Source organism: Azospirillum sp. UFLA03-27 (assembly GCF_059803775.1).
On the sequence record NZ_JAUQTX010000003.1, the window covers coordinates 24,347 to 39,323 of the forward strand.

The 14,977-nt window shown below is 66.8% G+C and carries 19 protein-coding genes; 11 read left to right on the forward strand and 8 right to left on the reverse strand.

Annotated elements, in window-relative coordinates:
* Positions 1–42: 42 nt before the first annotated feature.
* Positions 43–741, forward strand: a complete 699-nt coding sequence (locus tag Q4I23_RS00895) for a rhomboid family intramembrane serine protease (RefSeq protein WP_498525014.1) — start codon at positions 43–45, stop codon at positions 739–741.
* 77 nt (positions 742–818) lie between these two features.
* Positions 819–1,703 (forward strand): S-methyl-5'-thioadenosine phosphorylase, encoded by an 885-nt coding sequence (locus tag Q4I23_RS00900; protein WP_498525015.1) that lies wholly within the window; start codon positions 819–821, stop codon positions 1,701–1,703.
* Between the two features lie 93 nt (positions 1,704–1,796).
* Here Q4I23_RS00900 and Q4I23_RS00905 read toward each other — a convergent pair whose 3' ends face one another.
* Positions 1,797–2,210 carry a hypothetical protein gene (locus Q4I23_RS00905; protein WP_145676656.1) on the reverse strand — a complete coding sequence of 138 codons (414 nt, stop codon included), beginning with the start codon at positions 2,208–2,210 and terminating at the stop codon, positions 1,797–1,799.
* A 109-nt stretch (positions 2,211–2,319) separates the two neighbouring features.
* Positions 2,320–3,240, reverse strand: a complete 921-nt coding sequence (locus Q4I23_RS00910; RefSeq protein WP_498525016.1) for a pseudouridine-5'-phosphate glycosidase — start codon at positions 3,238–3,240, stop codon at positions 2,320–2,322.
* A 149-nt stretch (positions 3,241–3,389) separates the two neighbouring features.
* Here Q4I23_RS00910 and Q4I23_RS00915 point away from each other — a divergent pair, with 149 nt between their 5' ends.
* From Q4I23_RS00915 to Q4I23_RS00925, 3 genes are all read left to right on the forward strand, one after another.
* A complete protein-coding gene (locus Q4I23_RS00915) occupies positions 3,390–4,379 on the forward strand; it encodes a ligase-associated DNA damage response exonuclease (RefSeq protein WP_498525017.1) in 990 nt (329 codons plus the stop codon).
* Positions 4,376–5,953, forward strand: a complete 1,578-nt coding sequence (locus Q4I23_RS00920) for a cisplatin damage response ATP-dependent DNA ligase (protein WP_498525018.1) — start codon at positions 4,376–4,378, stop codon at positions 5,951–5,953. The genes Q4I23_RS00915 and Q4I23_RS00920 overlap by 4 nt, the downstream gene beginning before the upstream one ends.
* Positions 5,954–6,082: 129 nt before the next feature.
* Positions 6,083–6,856, forward strand: a complete 774-nt coding sequence (locus Q4I23_RS00925) for a hypothetical protein (protein ID WP_498525019.1) — start codon at positions 6,083–6,085, stop codon at positions 6,854–6,856.
* Between the two features lie 81 nt (positions 6,857–6,937).
* On the opposite strand, the gene Q4I23_RS00930 is transcribed toward Q4I23_RS00925, so the two are convergent.
* From Q4I23_RS00930 to Q4I23_RS00950, 5 genes are all read right to left on the reverse strand, one after another.
* The gene (locus Q4I23_RS00930; protein ID WP_498525020.1) at positions 6,938–7,387 is read right to left on the reverse strand and encodes a GNAT family N-acetyltransferase; all 450 of its coding nucleotides are present in this window, start codon (positions 7,385–7,387) and stop codon (positions 6,938–6,940) included.
* Between the two features lie 8 nt (positions 7,388–7,395).
* Positions 7,396–7,860 carry a DUF488 domain-containing protein gene (locus Q4I23_RS00935; protein WP_454018480.1) on the reverse strand — a complete coding sequence of 155 codons (465 nt, stop codon included), beginning with the start codon at positions 7,858–7,860 and terminating at the stop codon, positions 7,396–7,398.
* Positions 7,857–8,276: a hypothetical protein gene (locus Q4I23_RS00940; RefSeq protein ID WP_498525021.1), complete on the reverse strand. Its 420-nt coding sequence runs from the start codon at positions 8,274–8,276 to the stop codon at positions 7,857–7,859. The genes Q4I23_RS00935 and Q4I23_RS00940 overlap by 4 nt, the downstream gene beginning before the upstream one ends.
* A gap of 75 nt (positions 8,277–8,351) precedes the next feature.
* Complete coding sequence (locus Q4I23_RS00945; protein ID WP_237903477.1) at positions 8,352–8,774, reverse strand: hypothetical protein; 423 nt, start codon at positions 8,772–8,774, stop codon at positions 8,352–8,354.
* Positions 8,775–8,887: 113 nt separating this feature from the next.
* Positions 8,888–9,400 (reverse strand): YciE/YciF ferroxidase family protein, encoded by a 513-nt coding sequence (locus Q4I23_RS00950; protein WP_237903478.1) that lies wholly within the window; start codon positions 9,398–9,400, stop codon positions 8,888–8,890.
* A 128-nt stretch (positions 9,401–9,528) separates the two neighbouring features.
* Between Q4I23_RS00950 and Q4I23_RS00955 the strand changes: the two genes are divergently transcribed.
* On the forward strand, positions 9,529–9,771 hold the full coding sequence (locus Q4I23_RS00955) for a DUF6898 family protein (RefSeq protein WP_454018478.1): 243 nt from the start codon (positions 9,529–9,531) through the stop codon (positions 9,769–9,771).
* 327 nt (positions 9,772–10,098) lie between these two features.
* Entirely contained in the window at positions 10,099–10,410 is a 312-nt protein-coding gene (locus tag Q4I23_RS00960; RefSeq protein WP_237903480.1) for a hypothetical protein, read from the forward strand.
* Positions 10,411–10,553: 143 nt separating this feature from the next.
* On the opposite strand, the gene Q4I23_RS00965 is transcribed toward Q4I23_RS00960, so the two are convergent.
* A complete protein-coding gene (locus tag Q4I23_RS00965) occupies positions 10,554–10,997 on the reverse strand; it encodes a Ros/MucR family transcriptional regulator (RefSeq protein WP_014240726.1) in 444 nt (147 codons plus the stop codon).
* 534 nt (positions 10,998–11,531) lie between these two features.
* Between Q4I23_RS00965 and rpiB the strand changes: the two genes are divergently transcribed.
* From rpiB to ribD, 4 genes are read left to right on the forward strand one after another with little or no spacing between them, the layout of a single operon-like run.
* Positions 11,532–11,963 (forward strand): ribose 5-phosphate isomerase B, encoded by a 432-nt coding sequence (rpiB, locus tag Q4I23_RS00970; RefSeq protein ID WP_498525022.1) that lies wholly within the window; start codon positions 11,532–11,534, stop codon positions 11,961–11,963.
* Between the two features lie 54 nt (positions 11,964–12,017).
* Positions 12,018–13,328, forward strand: coding sequence for a serine hydroxymethyltransferase (glyA, locus tag Q4I23_RS00975; RefSeq protein WP_454018477.1), 1,311 nt, complete (start codon positions 12,018–12,020; stop codon positions 13,326–13,328).
* Between the two features lie 33 nt (positions 13,329–13,361).
* Positions 13,362–13,826: a transcriptional regulator NrdR gene (gene nrdR / locus Q4I23_RS00980; RefSeq protein WP_014240731.1), complete on the forward strand. Its 465-nt coding sequence runs from the start codon at positions 13,362–13,364 to the stop codon at positions 13,824–13,826.
* A 17-nt stretch (positions 13,827–13,843) separates the two neighbouring features.
* Entirely contained in the window at positions 13,844–14,962 is a 1,119-nt protein-coding gene (ribD, locus tag Q4I23_RS00985) for a bifunctional diaminohydroxyphosphoribosylaminopyrimidine deaminase/5-amino-6-(5-phosphoribosylamino)uracil reductase RibD (protein ID WP_498525023.1), read from the forward strand.
* Positions 14,963–14,977 lie beyond the last annotated feature (15 nt).

A 14,977-nucleotide genomic window follows, 5' to 3' on the forward strand; every position in this document is an offset into this window, starting at 1 on the left:
GGCCGGGCCGCCAAGGCTCCGGTCATCGGCGAAGGGGGAGCGGTGCGCGCTGCCAGAAGGATTCCCTACGTCAACCAGGGCATCGTCATGGCCTGCACGCTGGCCTTCGTGCTGGGCGTGCCGCCGGAATCCCTCGCCTTCGTTCCCGCCTATTTCTTCGGAACGGTGGAGACGGCCGGGCCGCTGCCGAGCTGGGCGGTGTGGCGCGGCCTGTTCGGCCATGTCCTGATCCACAGCGACATTGTGCATCTGGTCAGCAACATGCTGGCGCTGTGGGCCTTCGGCGGCGCGGTCGAACTGGCGATGGGCAGCCTGCGCTACCTGCTGTTCTTTCTGCTCTGCGCCGCAGCGGGGGCCATGGTGGAGGGGGCCTTGGCCGTCGATCCCATGGCACCGCTGGTCGGAGCGAGCGGGGCGATCTGCGGGGTGATGGGGGCCTTCCTGCTGCTGCACCCGCAGGCCACGCTCGGCGTGACGCCGGGGCCGCGCGTTCCGGCCTCCTTCGTGGTGGGCAGCTTCCTGGCGATCAACGTGGCGATGACGCTGATGCCGCCGTCCCGGGACTCCAGCCTGGGCGACGTGGCCTGGGCCGCCCATCTCGGTGGGTTCGGCGCGGGGATGGCGCTGGTCGCCCTGTTCCGCCGTCCCGGCGTGGCGCTGTGGAGCGTGGCGCGCCTCAGCACCGCGGCGAAGGCCGCTGTCTATCTGACGCTGGTCGTGGTTCTGCTGCGCACCCTGTGACCGTCCCTGCCGTGACCGTTGCCTTTGCCGGGCCGGGGCGGAATACTGCGCCCTCCCATTGACGGAGGCATGTGACTATGGCGGAAACCGGGTCCGCGCCGGTGCTCGGCGTGATCGGCGGCAGCGGCGTCTATGACATCGACGGGCTGGAGAACCAGCGCTGGGTGAAGGTGGAAACGCCTTTCGGAGACCCGTCGGACGAGCTGCTGACGGGCGAGCTGGATGGACAGAAGCTGGTTTTCCTGCCGCGCCATGGCCGCGGTCACCGCATCCCGCCGTCTGAGCTGAACTTCCGCGCCAACATCCACGCGTTGAAGGCGCTGGGCGTGACCGAGATCCTGTCGGTCTCCGCCGTCGGTTCGCTGAAGGAGCATCTGCCGCCGGGCACCTTCGTGGTAATCGACCAGTTCATCGACCGCACCTTCGCCCGCAACAAAAGCTTCTTCGGCACCGGTCTGGTGGCGCATGTGGCGCTGGGCCATCCGGTCTGCGGGCGGCTGGGCGACCTGATTGAGGAGGCGCTGGTGGAGCTGAAGGTGCCACACCAGCGCCGCGGCACCTACATGGTCATGGAAGGCCCGCAATTCTCGACCAAGGCCGAGTCCGAATTGTACCGGAGCTGGGGCTGCGACGTCATCGGCATGACCAACATGCCGGAGGCCAAGCTCGCCCGCGAGGCGGAGATGTGCTACGCGACCGTCGCCATGGTCACCGACTTCGACTGCTGGCATCCCGACCATGACCACGTCACCGTGGACGCCGTCATCCGCGTGGTGGTCGCCAACGCCGGCAAGGCGCGGTCGCTGGTCAAGACGCTCGCGCCGAAGCTGCAGGTGCGCGACGGGCTGTGCGCCCAGGGCTGCCACACCGCGCTCGACCACGCGATCATGACCGCGCCGGACAAGCGCGACCCGGAGATGCTGAAGAATCTCGACGTCATCCTCGCCCGCGCGCTGGGTTGAGGACGCCAACGCAAAAAGCCGCGGGACCCGGCGTGCGTCCGGGTCCCGCGGCTTTTTCCTTGGATCGCTTGGAAAGGGATCGGGCGGATAGCTTCAGTGGCGGGTGCGCGCCGGGGTGACGTAGACGCCGTCCCAATCGACGCCGAACAGCGCGTCGTCGCCGGCTTCTTCCACCAGCTCGTCATAATCGCTGATCTCGATCAGGCCGAAGATCGAGGCGGTGCCCGAGGCGTCCAGGTCGCAGGTGATGACGCGGCCGGCGAACTCGACGGACGTGAAGAACACCTCCGGCAGCTCCATGCTGTCGAGGTCGGCGGACACCGCGCATTCGATCTCATGGACGAGGCGCGAGGAGAGGGACCCCCGCAGTTTCGCCGCCTGGGAGGCCCAGACGATCTTCTTGACCCGCGCAGCCGGGCGATTGTCGGCTTCGCCGATGCCCTCGTCGGGCTGGGCGGCCATGGCGATCATCCGGGAAACCAGGTTCGACGGGCTGGGCGCACGCATAGAGACCTCCGTGAAGAACGAGCGCAGATTCACCCGGCTTCGGTTAACGGGGACTTAAATCCGGACGTCACGGACGGCTTACCTCTTATGCGTAACGGCCTATGACCAGTCATGACGTCAGCGCCGCGTAAGCCGCTGCCAGCCGCGCCGCGGTGACGGCGTTGTTTCGGATCAGCGCCATGTTGGCGGTCAGGCTGCGCCCGCCGGTGATCCGCTCCAGCGCGGCGAGGAGAAACGGCGTGACGGATTTTCCCGTAATTCCATGATGTTCCGCATCCTTTAGCGCCTGTGCGATGGCTCGTTCCATGGCCTCGCCATCGAGCGCGTCAGCCTCCGGGATGGGGTTGGCGAGGACCACGCCACCCTCCAGCCCAAGCTCCCATTTGGTCCGCAGGATGGCCGCGACCTCGTGCACGTTGTCACAGCGATGAGATACGGGCAGACCAGAGTTGCGACTGTAGAAGGCCGGAAATTCGTCGGTGCCCAGCCCCAGGACGGGGACGCCGCGGGTCTCCAGCACCTCCAGCGTCTTCGGCAGGTCGAGAATCGACTTCGCACCCGCGCAGACGACGCAGACGCTGGTGCGTGCCAACTCGTCGAGATCCGCCGACATGTCGAAACTGGTTTCAGCGCCGCGGTGCACCCCGCCCAGGCCGCCGGTGGCGAAGACGGGGATCCCGGCCAGTCGCGCAGCGATCATGGTGGCGGCCACCGTGGTGGCGCCCAGCGCTCCGTTCGCCAGAGCGACGGGCAGGTCGCGGCGGCTCAGCTTCATGACGCCGGTACCGCCTTTGGCGAGCCGCTCCAGAGCCTCACTGTCCAGCCCAACGCGGATGCGCCCGTCGAGAACAGCGATGGTCGCGGGAACCGCCCCCTCGGCCCGCACCGCGTCCTCCAGCGCCGTCGCCGTTTCCAGGTTCTTCGGGTAAGGCATGCCGTGGGAGATGACGGTGGATTCCAGCGCCACCACGGGCCGGCCCTCGGCCAGGGAGGCGGCGACCTCGGGCGTCGGGGACAGGCGGTCGTGCATGGTCGGAGTCTCCCTCGTTCTCCCGCATCCTGCGCTGTGGTTCGCGCCGGCGCAACCGGGGGAATCGGAATTTTGTCCTTTCGCGAGGACGGCCTATATTGCAGGGCATGCCTGCACAAAGCCCCTCCCGTCCCCCCGCCGAACGCTGGATGAAGGTCTGCCCCGAGGGACTCTACGTCGAGCCCGGCGGCTTCTACGTGGACCCGTTGCGCCCGGTGGAGCGTGCGGTCGTCACCCACGGCCATTCCGACCACGCAAGGCCCGGTCACGCCCATGTGCTCGCCACCGCCGGGACGCTCGCCATCATGCGGCAACGGCTGGGCGAGGGGGCGGGGGCGGCGACTCAGACGCTCGACTATGGCGAGGCGATCCGCATCGGCGATGTGATGGTGCGTCTGGTCCCCGCCGGCCATGTGCTGGGCAGCGCGCAGGTGGTGCTGGAGCATGCCGGAACGCGGGTGGTGGTGTCCGGCGACTACAAGCGGCGCTTCGACCGAACCTGCGCCCCGTTCGAGCCGGTGCCCTGCGACGTCTTCATCACCGAGGCGACCTTCGGCCTGCCGGTCTTCCGCCATCCGCCGGACCTGGGGGAGATTGACAAGCTGCTGCACTCGCTGTCGATCTTTCCAGAGCGCAGCCATGTCGTCGGGGCCTACGCGCTGGGCAAATGCCAGCGGGTGATCTCTCTGCTGCGGGCCGCCGGCTACGACCGGCCGATCTATCTGCACGGCGCCCTGGAGCCGATTTGCAAACTCTATGAGGGCTTCGGCGTGCCTCTAGGCGAGCTTCGCCCGGCCACCGTCGCGGCCAAGGAGGAACTGAAGGGCGCCCTGGTGCTGGCCCCGCCCGGCGCGGTGGCCGACCGCTGGGCGCGTCGGCTGACCGACCCGGTGGTGGCGATGGCCTCCGGCTGGATGCGTGTCCGCCAGCGGGCGCGCCAACGCGGCGTCGAACTGCCGCTGGTCATCTCCGACCACGCCGATTGGGACGAGCTGACCCAGACGCTCGACGAGGTCGCGGCACCCGAGGTCTGGGTGACCCATGGTCGGGAGGAGGCGCTGGTCCACCACGCGACCCAGCGCGGCATCCGCGCCCGCGCCCTGGCCATGGTCGGCTTCGAGGAGGAGGAAGGGGCGTGAGGAACTTCTCCGCGCTGATCGACGGGCTGGTCTTCATGCCGGCGCGCAACGGCAAGATCCGCCTGCTCGCCGACTTCTTCGCCACCACGCCGGACCCCGACCGCGGCTGGGCGCTGGCGGCCCTGACGGAATCGCTGGTCTTCCACGAGGCCAAGCCGGCGGCCATCCGGCAGCTGGTCGCCACCCGAGTCGACCCGGACCTGTTCGCCCTGTCCTACGACTATGTGGGCGATCTCGCCGAGACGGTGGCGCTGATCTGGCCGGAGCGTCCGGAGCGGGCGAACAGCCTGCCTCCCTCCATGACCGAGGTGGTGGAGACGTTGTGCGCGGCCAAGCGCGGGCAGGTGATGGGGCTGGTCGAGGGCTGGCTCGACACGCTGGACTCCTCCGGCCGCTTCGCGCTGCTCAAGCTCATCACCGGCAGCCTGCGGGTGGGCGTGTCGGCGCGGCTGGCCAAGACGGCATTGGCGGAGTGGGGCAAGGTCGATCTCGGCGATCTTGAGGAGTGCTGGCATGGGCTGACCCCGCCCTACGCGGACCTATTCGGCTGGCTGGAGGGGAAGTCCGACCGGCCGGCGGCGGGGAAGGGGGCGGGCTTCCGCCCGCTGATGCTTTCCCACCCGCTGGAGGAGGAGGACATGGCCGGGCTCGATCCGACCGACTACGCCGCGGAATGGAAATGGGACGGCATCCGCGTGCAGTTGGCGGCCCGCAGCGGCGAGCGGCGCGTCTACAGCCGCACCGGCGACGACGTGTCCGGCGCCTTTCCGGACATCGCCGACCACATGACCTTCGACGCCGTGCTGGACGGCGAGCTGCTGGTCGCCCGCGACGAGGGCGCGATCGCGCCCTTCAATGACCTTCAGCAGCGGCTGAACCGCAAGACGGTGACCGCCGCGATGCTCAAGGAGTTTCCCGCCTGGGTGCGGCTCTACGACATCCTGTTCGACGGCGAGGAGGATCTGCGCAGCCTGCCCTTCACCGAGCGGCGCGCCCGGCTGGAGCGCTGGCACGACGCGGTGCGGCCACGGCGGATGGACCTGTCGCCGCTGGTGCCGTTCGAGGGGTGGAAGGCGCTGAAGGACCTGCGCGAGGGCAGCCGGGAGAACAGCATCGAAGGGCTGATGCTGAAGCGCAAGGACAGCGTCTACGTCGCCGGGCGTCCCAAGGGACCCTGGTTCAAATGGAAGCGTGGGGCGCTGACGCTCGACACCGTGCTGATGTACGCCCAGCGCGGGCATGGCAAGCGGTCCAGCTATTATTCGGACTTCACCTTCGGCGTCTGGCGCGGCGAGGAACTGGTGCCGGTGGGCAAGGCCTATTTCGGCTTCACCGACGCCGAGCTGGTGGAACTCGACCGCTGGGTGCGCAACCGCACCACCCGCCGCTACGGCCCGGTGCGCGAGGTCGAGCCGGGGCTGGTTCTGGAGGTCGCCTTTGACAGCGTTCACCCGTCAAACCGCCACAAGAGCGGTCTGGCGATGCGTTTCCCGCGCGTCCACCGCATCCGCTGGGACAAGCCGGCGGCAGAGGCCGACCGGCTGGAAACGCTTCAGGCTATGGTCGTCGGCTAGGCTGGGCGGCTATAGCGGCGCTTCTTCCATTTTGAACCGGGTCCGCGTTGACGCCGACGGGATGGCGCGTAGTCTTCTGCAACCGTTCGCTGCGGTCGAGCGGGAAGACATCAAGCCGGAGACCTGACCATGCCGTTCGCCGCCGCTCCCGAGTTCAAGAAGCACAAGGCGAAGTGCGAGGCCGAGGCGAAGAAGATCCCCAATTCGGGCGACGCCCTGGCGGTGGTGAAAAAGTCCGGTGATGTGGAGAAGGCCGCCGCGGCCTGGGACAAGGCCTACAAGGCCGGGGACGCCAAGGCGCTGCGCGCCGCGCTGGCCGATCTGCTCCAGGCGACCAAGATCTTCCGGGCGAAGCTCAGCGCGGTCATCGTCAAGGCGCAGAAGGCGAAGAACGAGGGCGCCGTCGAAGTGGCGGCCGACATGCTGGGCGGCGCCATGAACGTCGAGCAGATGGCCCAGCTGGAAACCCTGTCCGCTCTGAAGAAGCTGGAGAAGGCGGGCGGCGCCAAGGAGATGCCCGCCACCACCTTCTTCGCCGATTGGACCGCCGCCAAGAAGATGTTCGAGGCGCTGACCGGCAAGAAGAAGCCGGCCGAGGGCTTCCTGCTCGCCTTCCGGGCGTCGAGCGGTCTGGAAAAGGCGACGAAAGCGCTGGACGCCGCGACGCGGGCCAACGACGTCGATGCCCTGCAGAAGGCGATCAAGGGGTTCGAGAAGACCGGCAGCGAGTATTTCGCGACCGTGAAGAAGAAGGCCAAGGTCTCCGTCGCCGCCGACGACACCGACATCCCGGACGAGTCGGAGGAGGCGTTCAACTACGATCAGGCGCTGGCGATCCTGCTGAAGAACCTGAACGTCATCCGCAAGGAAGCCGGTGATATCCTGGCCGACGCCAAGAAGTGATGATTTCAACCACAGAGACACGGAGGCACAGAGTCAACATCTCTCTGTGTCTCCGAGACTCTGTGGTGACCGTTTTCCAATCTATCGGCTCAGCCGCATGTCGATGTGGTCGATGCCGACATCGTCGTAAATTTCACTGACGCGCCGGAAGCCGAAACCGCCGTAAAAGCTCTCCAAGTAAAGCTGCGCGCTGATCTGCACGTCATGCTCGGGCCATTCCCGGGCCAGCCGTTCCAGGCATTCGGCGACCAGCCGACGTCCCAGCGCCTTGCCGCGCCATGCCGGAGCGACCGCCAACCGCCCGAAGGAGGTGGCGCCGGTTTCCGGATCGGGGCCGAAGACGCGGGCATAGCCGACCGGTGTCGGCGCGCCGTCGTCGTAAAGAGCCAGATGCTGCGCGGCCGGGTCCCGCCCGTCCAAGTCGGGAAAAGGCGATGCCTGCTCCACCACCAGAACGCTCTGGCGGAGGTGGAGCATGTCGTGGAAGGTGCCGGCGGACAGATCGGCGAAGCGGTACCAACGGGAGTGCATGTCAGCCCTTAAAAGGAAGGTTCGGCCGGAGCCAGATGCTCCACCGTGAAGCCGAAACGGCTGTGAAGACGCTCGCCGACGCGAAGCCGGTGGCAGAGGTGCGGCGAGGCCTCGAAGCAGAGCAGGCAGGCCGGGCGTTCCCGCGCCAGGGCGGCGGCGCGACTCAGGTCGTGCTCGGCTTCCGGAGTCTGCATTTTCGCTTCGACGATCGACCAGAAGCGGTCCAGATCGCCCTGGTGGGCGGCGACGCGGCCCTCCTTGGGCGTGCCCAGCCCCTTCAGATGGACGTAACCGATTCCGGCCTCCTCCAGCCCGGCGGACAGCGGCCTCTTGGAGAAGCCGGCGCGGCGGGACAAGGGCAATTCGCGCACGTCCAGCAGAACCGCGACCCCCCGCGCCTTCAATGCGCGCAATACGGAGTCGAACGAGGCGCCTTCGTAACCAATGGTGTAGAGCGTCGGGCTGCTGCTCATGACGGTGAGGGCAGGGCGTTGCGGATCATGTATTCGCCGATGTCCTTGGGCTTCACCTTGACGTCGGTCAGCGGCTCGTCGGCGGACATTGCCTTCGCGACGAGAAGGCTGTTCTGCACGTTGGTCAGGGTGATACGGAAGACGCCGGTGGCGCCCTTCAGCTTCGGGTAGTAGGTCGGATCGATGACCTTCTCCTTGCGCATCAGGCGTTCGATCACCGCCTCCTCCTCAAGGTCCGGCACCTCCTGGCTGTGGATCAGGCGCCAGTCGGCTTCGCCCGCCCAGCCGGCCTCGATGGCGACCTTGGCCTCGTTATTGTCGGCGGCCACGCCCAGCTTGAAGATGTGTTTTCCCTGTCCGACGTCGGACGCCCATTTCGTCAGCGCGGCGCTGCGCGCCACATAAACCACGGCCATTTTCGCGTTTCCCTACCGGTCAGGCAGCCATGCTGCCGCGAAGTGGCTGACGAGGCAACCGGAAGGAGGAGTCTGTCAGGGAAAGGAGGATTGCCGGGACAGCGGGGTGATGAGGATGCGGCTGACGACGTCCTTGCCGAACAACTTGACGCTTTCCTCGTCGATCTTGCGGCGCAGAGCGGGCATGTTGGCGATGTTGCCGCGGACGATCCATCCCTCCTCAATACCCAGATAGACCGCGCGCAACGTGGCGTCGTGCAGCCGCGGGATGGCGACCTGAACTTCACCCAGGCGGGTGGCGTTCGCCACCTCCAGCATCACCTCGATCTGGGTGTAGCGCTCCACCTGCCCGCGGGTGACGATGGGAACCATCACCGGCTTGATGCGGACGGAGGGCGGCAGGGCCGCCGGCCCCTCCGCCGCCTGGGCCACCATGCCCGAACCGGCAGCGGTGGCGGCGATCAGAAAGGCAACGAGAATGGATGCGACCCTGCGCATTGGCGGGCACCAGAAAAATCGATTGGATGGCCCCGATAGTAGGGCTTCACCCGCCCGTCTTCAATGGCGCCCGCTGTAACAAGAGATTCGGCTTATGACGTGGCGTGCCGCTGTCAGGCCGCCTTCTGCCCGCTGGCCTGGATCGCCTTTTTGTTCACATCGTTGATTGCCAGAATGTTCAGCTTCTTGTCGGTCTCCTTCTCTTCGTTCAGAGTCTGCTCCAACAGTTCCGCCACCTTGGTGAGGCCGCAGGCGGTCGCGTAGGCGTGGACGGTGCCGTAGCTGGCGATTTCGTAATGTTCCACCTTCTGGGCGGCGGCGATCAGGGCGGCGTCCTGCACTTCGGGGGCGAGGCCCATTTCCATGATCTCGCGGGCTTCGCTGATCAGCCCTTCCATCGCGTCGCAATGCTTGCCGCGGGTGCGGGTGTCCAACTCCTCGAAGACCTGCTCCAGCCGTTCGATCTGGCCGCGGGTCTCTTCCAGATGGGACTCGAAGGCCGTGCGGAGCTTTTCGGAATGCGCCGCCTTGGCCAGCTTCGGCAGGGCCTTGGTGAGCTGCTTCTCGGCGTGGTAGATGTCGCGGAGTTCTTCGATCAGCAGATCCTGCATGGTCTTGGCAGCCATGGTGCCGGTACTCCCTTGCTGTGTGCGTCGTCCGCCAACAACAGGACGTGGCAGACGGGGTTCCGGGACGGTTGCGCTGTGCTAAGGTGGTATCGAAACCGGCGAAGGCCGGCGATGGAGAGAATGCGATGGTGGGCAATCGGGCGCCCGGGAAAGGCCAGCCGGCTGGAAATGGCGCAGGAAGCGGTCTGGGCGAGGTGCTGTTCGAGTTCCAGCGGGTTGGCAGCTATCTGAAGGTGATGGCCATTGATCCGGTCACCGCGACGGAGGTATCGGTCGTCGGGCCGGCCACCGGCAGTCTGGAACTGCTGAAACGGACCGCGATCAGCAAGCTCCAGTTTGTCATGAAGCGCGATGCAGCCAAACGCTGAGTCTTATCAGCGAATACAGACGCCAAGAAGCGCGCCCTCCCGGCGGGGCGGGGGGCGCGGCTAGTCTTGGCTTCTGCTGATGGTGAGCACTGACATCCCGGTGCCGGACCTGCGGAACCGGTCCAGGGGTGAACTGCTCAACTCCGACTCTAGACCTATGCCGCGCCGTGGGCACTGGTGCATCGGATGTAACGCCTGTAGAAACCGTTCCACGAACGAACGGACCGCCGTGCTTTCCAGACAGTGTTTTCCTGGCGCGGCGGTCCTGACCGAATGCGGAGGGAGACGATCGCAATGCGTCGCGTGACGGTCTTGCGGAGATTGCCCGTGCTGTTGAGAGAGACCCTGAAGCCGGCGGCCACGCTGCTGGTGCTGGCCGTGGCGCTGCAAAGCCCGGCGGCGTGGTCGGAAACCACCATCATCTGCACGAAGCCCGGCGTTCCGCTCTGCATGAGCGACACCACCACCTTCGTCAGCGCGGACAAGATGGGCGCCTGTCAGTTCGAGGTGAAGGAATACGTGGACAAGACGATGGATTATCTGCGCTGCCTGAACGAGGAAAACACCAGCACAGGGCAGGAACTGACCCGCAATGTAGAACGATTCAACTGTCGTCTGTCGGGTCGCAACTGTGGGTGATGAGCAGCGCGGGCGGGTTCGGCAAAACCCGCCCGCGTAACGCTCGGATTGATCCCGGGCCAAAACGAGATGACGGCGAAACAATACAGGGCCGGCCTCCCATCGGGGAGGCCGGCCCTGTTCGTTCAGGACGGTGCTGGCGCTCAGCCGGCCTTGCGGCGGGTCTGGCGGCCGGAACTGCGGCCGAGGCCGATCCGCTTCGCGAACTCGGAGCGCTGCGCCGCGTAGTTCGGCGCGACCATCGGATAATCCGGCGGCAGGCTCCAGCGCGCCCGGTATTCGTCCGGCGACATGTTGTAGGTGGAGCGAAGATGGCGCTTCAGCATCTTCAGCTTTTTGCCGTCTTCCAGACACACGATGTATTCGGGCGTCACCGACTTGCGGATCGGCACGGCCGGCTTCAGAGGCTCTGAAGGAATTTCTCGGGGCTGCGTGTTCAGCCCGGTCAGCGACGAGTAGACCGTGTTGATCACCTCGGGAATCTGCTGCGCCGGCAGAACGTTCTTGCTGACATATGCGGAGACGATGTCCGCGGTCATCCGCAGAAGCTCGTTATCGGGCACATCGGCGCGAAGCTGGTCACTCATTGCCATTAGTCCTGATTTTTCATTTTGTCCCTAGCAACCAAGTTGCACAGCGTGATTTGGGTGTCAATATAATTTCGAGAGCAGCGAATTAAGTTATTTGCAAACTGCATGAAGTTACAAGGCGTGGCAAATCAGATGTCCCAGGAAATGGCCGGGCTGCGGCTGCACTGCCCCACGTTTAGGCATCGTCTAGTGCGGAGAAGCTAGGCAAGACCATGAGAATCGGGCACCGCAACTGACCGATTCGTGATGCGAGACCGAATCGGTCGATCTGCTTACTGGCCGTTAACGTCAACGGTGGCGGGAAATAGAGAAACATTTGTTCTCGGCATGCATCGTGGATGGGCTTCCCTTCGCCGTGTCGACGCCCGGCGCTCCCCTTTTGCGGTTCTGTGCCCGGCGCAAAGCCCCTGTGCGTTGTGTCCTTCTGGCGGTTCGGGGCGATATCTGGTAGCTTGCGCGCTGTGCCGCCGTTCCCGCCGGGTGCTCCCACGGGCCGGCGCCATTCGTATTCGTGCACGGAGTTTTTCTTTCATGACCACCATCGCGATCGCGTCCGATCACGCGGGGTACGAGATGAAGGCCCAGATCGCCTCCTGGCTGGCCGGCGCCGGCTACGAGGTGCTGGACCTCGGCTGCAACGGTCCGGAATCGGTGGACTATCCGGATTTCGCTACGGCGCTGGCCGGTGCCATCAACGGCAAGCGCGCGGCGCGCGGCGTCTTGATCTGCGGCAGCGGCATCGGTATCAGCATCGCGGCGAACCGCCATCCGGGCATCCGTGCCGCCCTGGTGCACGACGTGACCACCGCCCGCCTCGCGCGCCAGCACAACGACGCGAACGTGGTGGCTCTGGGCGCCCGCATCATCGGCGCGGAGATCGCGAAGGATTGCGTGGACGCCTTCCTGGCGACCGATTTCGAAGGCGGTGAGCGGCACAGCCGGCGAATCGCCAAGATGGGATGAGACGGCCCTTCACCCGGCCCGTGACTGCTTTCTGAACCAAGGACCTGCCCTGCCATGACCGTGACCAACGCCGACCCCCGCGCCGAGATCGGCCGCTTCTTCGCTGCCTCGCTCGCCGAGACCGATCCCGAACTGGCCCGCGCGGTGCGCGACGAGCTGGTCCGCCAGCAGGAGCAGATCGAGCTGATCGCGTCCGAGAACATCGTCTCCCAGGCGGTTCTGGAGGCCCAGGGCTCGGTCATGACCAACAAGTACGCCGAAGGCTATCCGGGCCGGCGCTACTACGGCGGTTGCGAGTATGTGGACGTGGCCGAGACGCTGGCGATCGAGCGCGCCTGCAAGCTGTTCGGCTGCGGCTTCGCCAACGTCCAGCCGAACTCCGGGTCTCAGGCCAACCAGGCGGTCAACCTCGCCCTGCTCCAGCCGGGCGACACCATCCTCGGCATGTCGCTGGCGGCCGGCGGCCACCTGACCCACGGCGCCGCTCCGAACCTGTCGGGCAAGTGGTTCAAGGCCGTGCAGTACGGCGTGCGCCGTGACGACCACCTGATCGACTTCGACGAGGTCGAGCGTCTGGCCCGCGAGCACAAGCCGAAGCTGATCATTGCCGGCGGCTCCGCCTATCCGCGCGTCCTCGACTACCAGCGCTTCCGCGCCATCGCGGACGAGGTCGGCGCCTACTTCATGGTGGACATCGCCCACTATGCCGGCCTGATCGCCGGCGGCGTCTACCCGAACCCGTTCCCCTATGCCGACGTGGTCACCACCACCACCCACAAGACGCTGCGCGGCCCGCGCGGCGGCATGGTGCTGACCAACAGCGAGGAGATCGCCAAGAAGATCAATTCGGCGGTCTTCCCCGGCCTGCAGGGCGGCCCGCTGATGCACGTCATCGCCGCCAAGGCGGTGTCGTTCGCCGAGGCGCTGCGTCCGGAGTTCAAGACCTACGCCAAGAGCGTGCTGGACAACGCCCGCGCCCTGTCGAAGGTGCTGATCGAGGGCGGCCTGGACATCGTGTCGGGCGGCACCGACAGCCACATCGTGCTGGTCGACCTGCGTCCGAAGAACCTGACCGGCAAGGCCGCCGAGGCGAGCCTGGAGCACGCCGGCATGACCTGCAACAAGAACGGCGTCCCGTTCGACCCGCAGAAGCCGATGGTCACCTCCGGCGTCCGTCTGGGCAGCCCGGCGGCCACCACCCGCGGCTTCGGCGTGGCCGAGTTCGAGCAGGTCGGCCGCCTGATCGTCGAGACGCTGGACGGTCTGGCCGCCAGCAACTCCGGCGACAACGCGGCGGTCGAGGCGAAGGTGCGGGAGGAGGTGCGCGAGCTGTGCCGCCGCTTCCCCATCTACCCGACCCTGTAATCATCAAGACCGACTAAAGGGGAAAGGCCGGACATGCGCTGCCCGTTCTGCGGACACGAGGACACCCAGGTCAAGGACTCGCGACCGACCGAGGACAACTCGGCGATCCGCAGGCGGCGGTTCTGCCCCAGTTGCAGTGCACGCTTCACCACCTTCGAGCGCGTTCAGCTCCGTGAGCTGACGGTGGTGAAGAGCACCGGCCAGCGGGAGCCTTTCGACCGCGAAAAGCTCCTGCGCTCCATGCGCATCGCCCTGCGCAAGCGCCCGATCGACGCCGACCGCATCGACCGGGTGGTGAACAGCTTGGTGCGCCAGCTCGAATCCTCCGGCGAGAGCGAAATCCCGTCGAAGCAGATCGGCGAGATGATCATGGTGGCGCTCCAGACGCTCGATCAGGTCGCCTACATCCGCTACGCCTCGGTCTATAAGGACTTCCGCGAGGCGTCGGACTTCAATGAGTTCGTCGAGCAGCTCGCCCCCGAAGCCCAGAACGGGTGAGGGGGCGGGCGGCGCCCATGGCGAAGCAGGCCATCCATCCCGACGATGTCCGCCACATGCGGGCTGCCCTGGCCCTGGCGGCGCGCGGGCTCGGCAACACATGGCCGAACCCGGCGGTGGGCTGCGTCATCGTGCGCGACGGTGTGGTGGTCGGGCGCGGCTGGACCCAGCCGGGCGGGCGGCCCCACGCCGAGACGGAAGCGCTGGCCCGCGCCGGTGGGACTGCGCACGGTGCGACCGCCTATGTGACTCTGGAGCCCTGCAACCATTACGGGAAAACCCCGCCCTGCGCTTTGGCGCTGGTGGAGGCCGGGGTGGCGCGGGTGGTGGTGGCCTGCGGCGATCCCGACCCGCGGGTTGCGGGGGGCGGGTTGGAGCGCCTGCGTTCCGCCGGGATCACGGTGGACACCGGGGTCTGCGAGGACGTGGCCTGGACGCTCAACGAGGGCTTCTTCCGGCGCATCCAGGACGAACGGCCACTCTATACACTCAAGGCGGCGACGACGCTCGACGGGCGCATCGCCACCCACAGCGGCCAGTCGCAATGGATCACCGGTCCGACGGCGCGGGCGTGGGGGCACCGGCTGCGCGCCACCCACGACGCGATCATGATCGGCATCCGCACCGCCCTGGCCGACGACCCGGAACTCACCTGCCGTCTGCCGGGGCTGGTCCACCGTTCGCCCGTGCGCATTGTGGTGGACAGCCGGCTGCGTCTGCCGCTGACCGGGAAACTGGCCGTGGGCGCGCGGTCCGTGCCGACCTGGGTGGTCACCCGCGAGGACGCGGACCCGAGCCGTCTGGCCGTCTTCCAGGACTGCGGACTCGAGGTGATCCGCGTGCCCGCCGACTCCGCGGGCCTGCCGGATCTGGTCGAGGCGAGCGCCATACTGGCCCGCCGCGGTCTGACCCGCGTGCTGGTGGAAGGTGGGGCTACTCTGGCGGCTTCGCTGCTGCGCGCCAATCTGGTCGACCGGCTGGAGTGGTTCCGCGCCGCCTCCGTCATGGGGGGCGACGGGCTGCCGGCGGTCCATGCCTTCGGGGTGGACGGGTTGGAGAGCATGGCGCTGTTCCGCCGGACCGACCTGCGGCAGGCCGGGGACGACCTCGTGGAAAGCTACGTCCGGCGCGGTTGAGCGGTCGGGGATGTG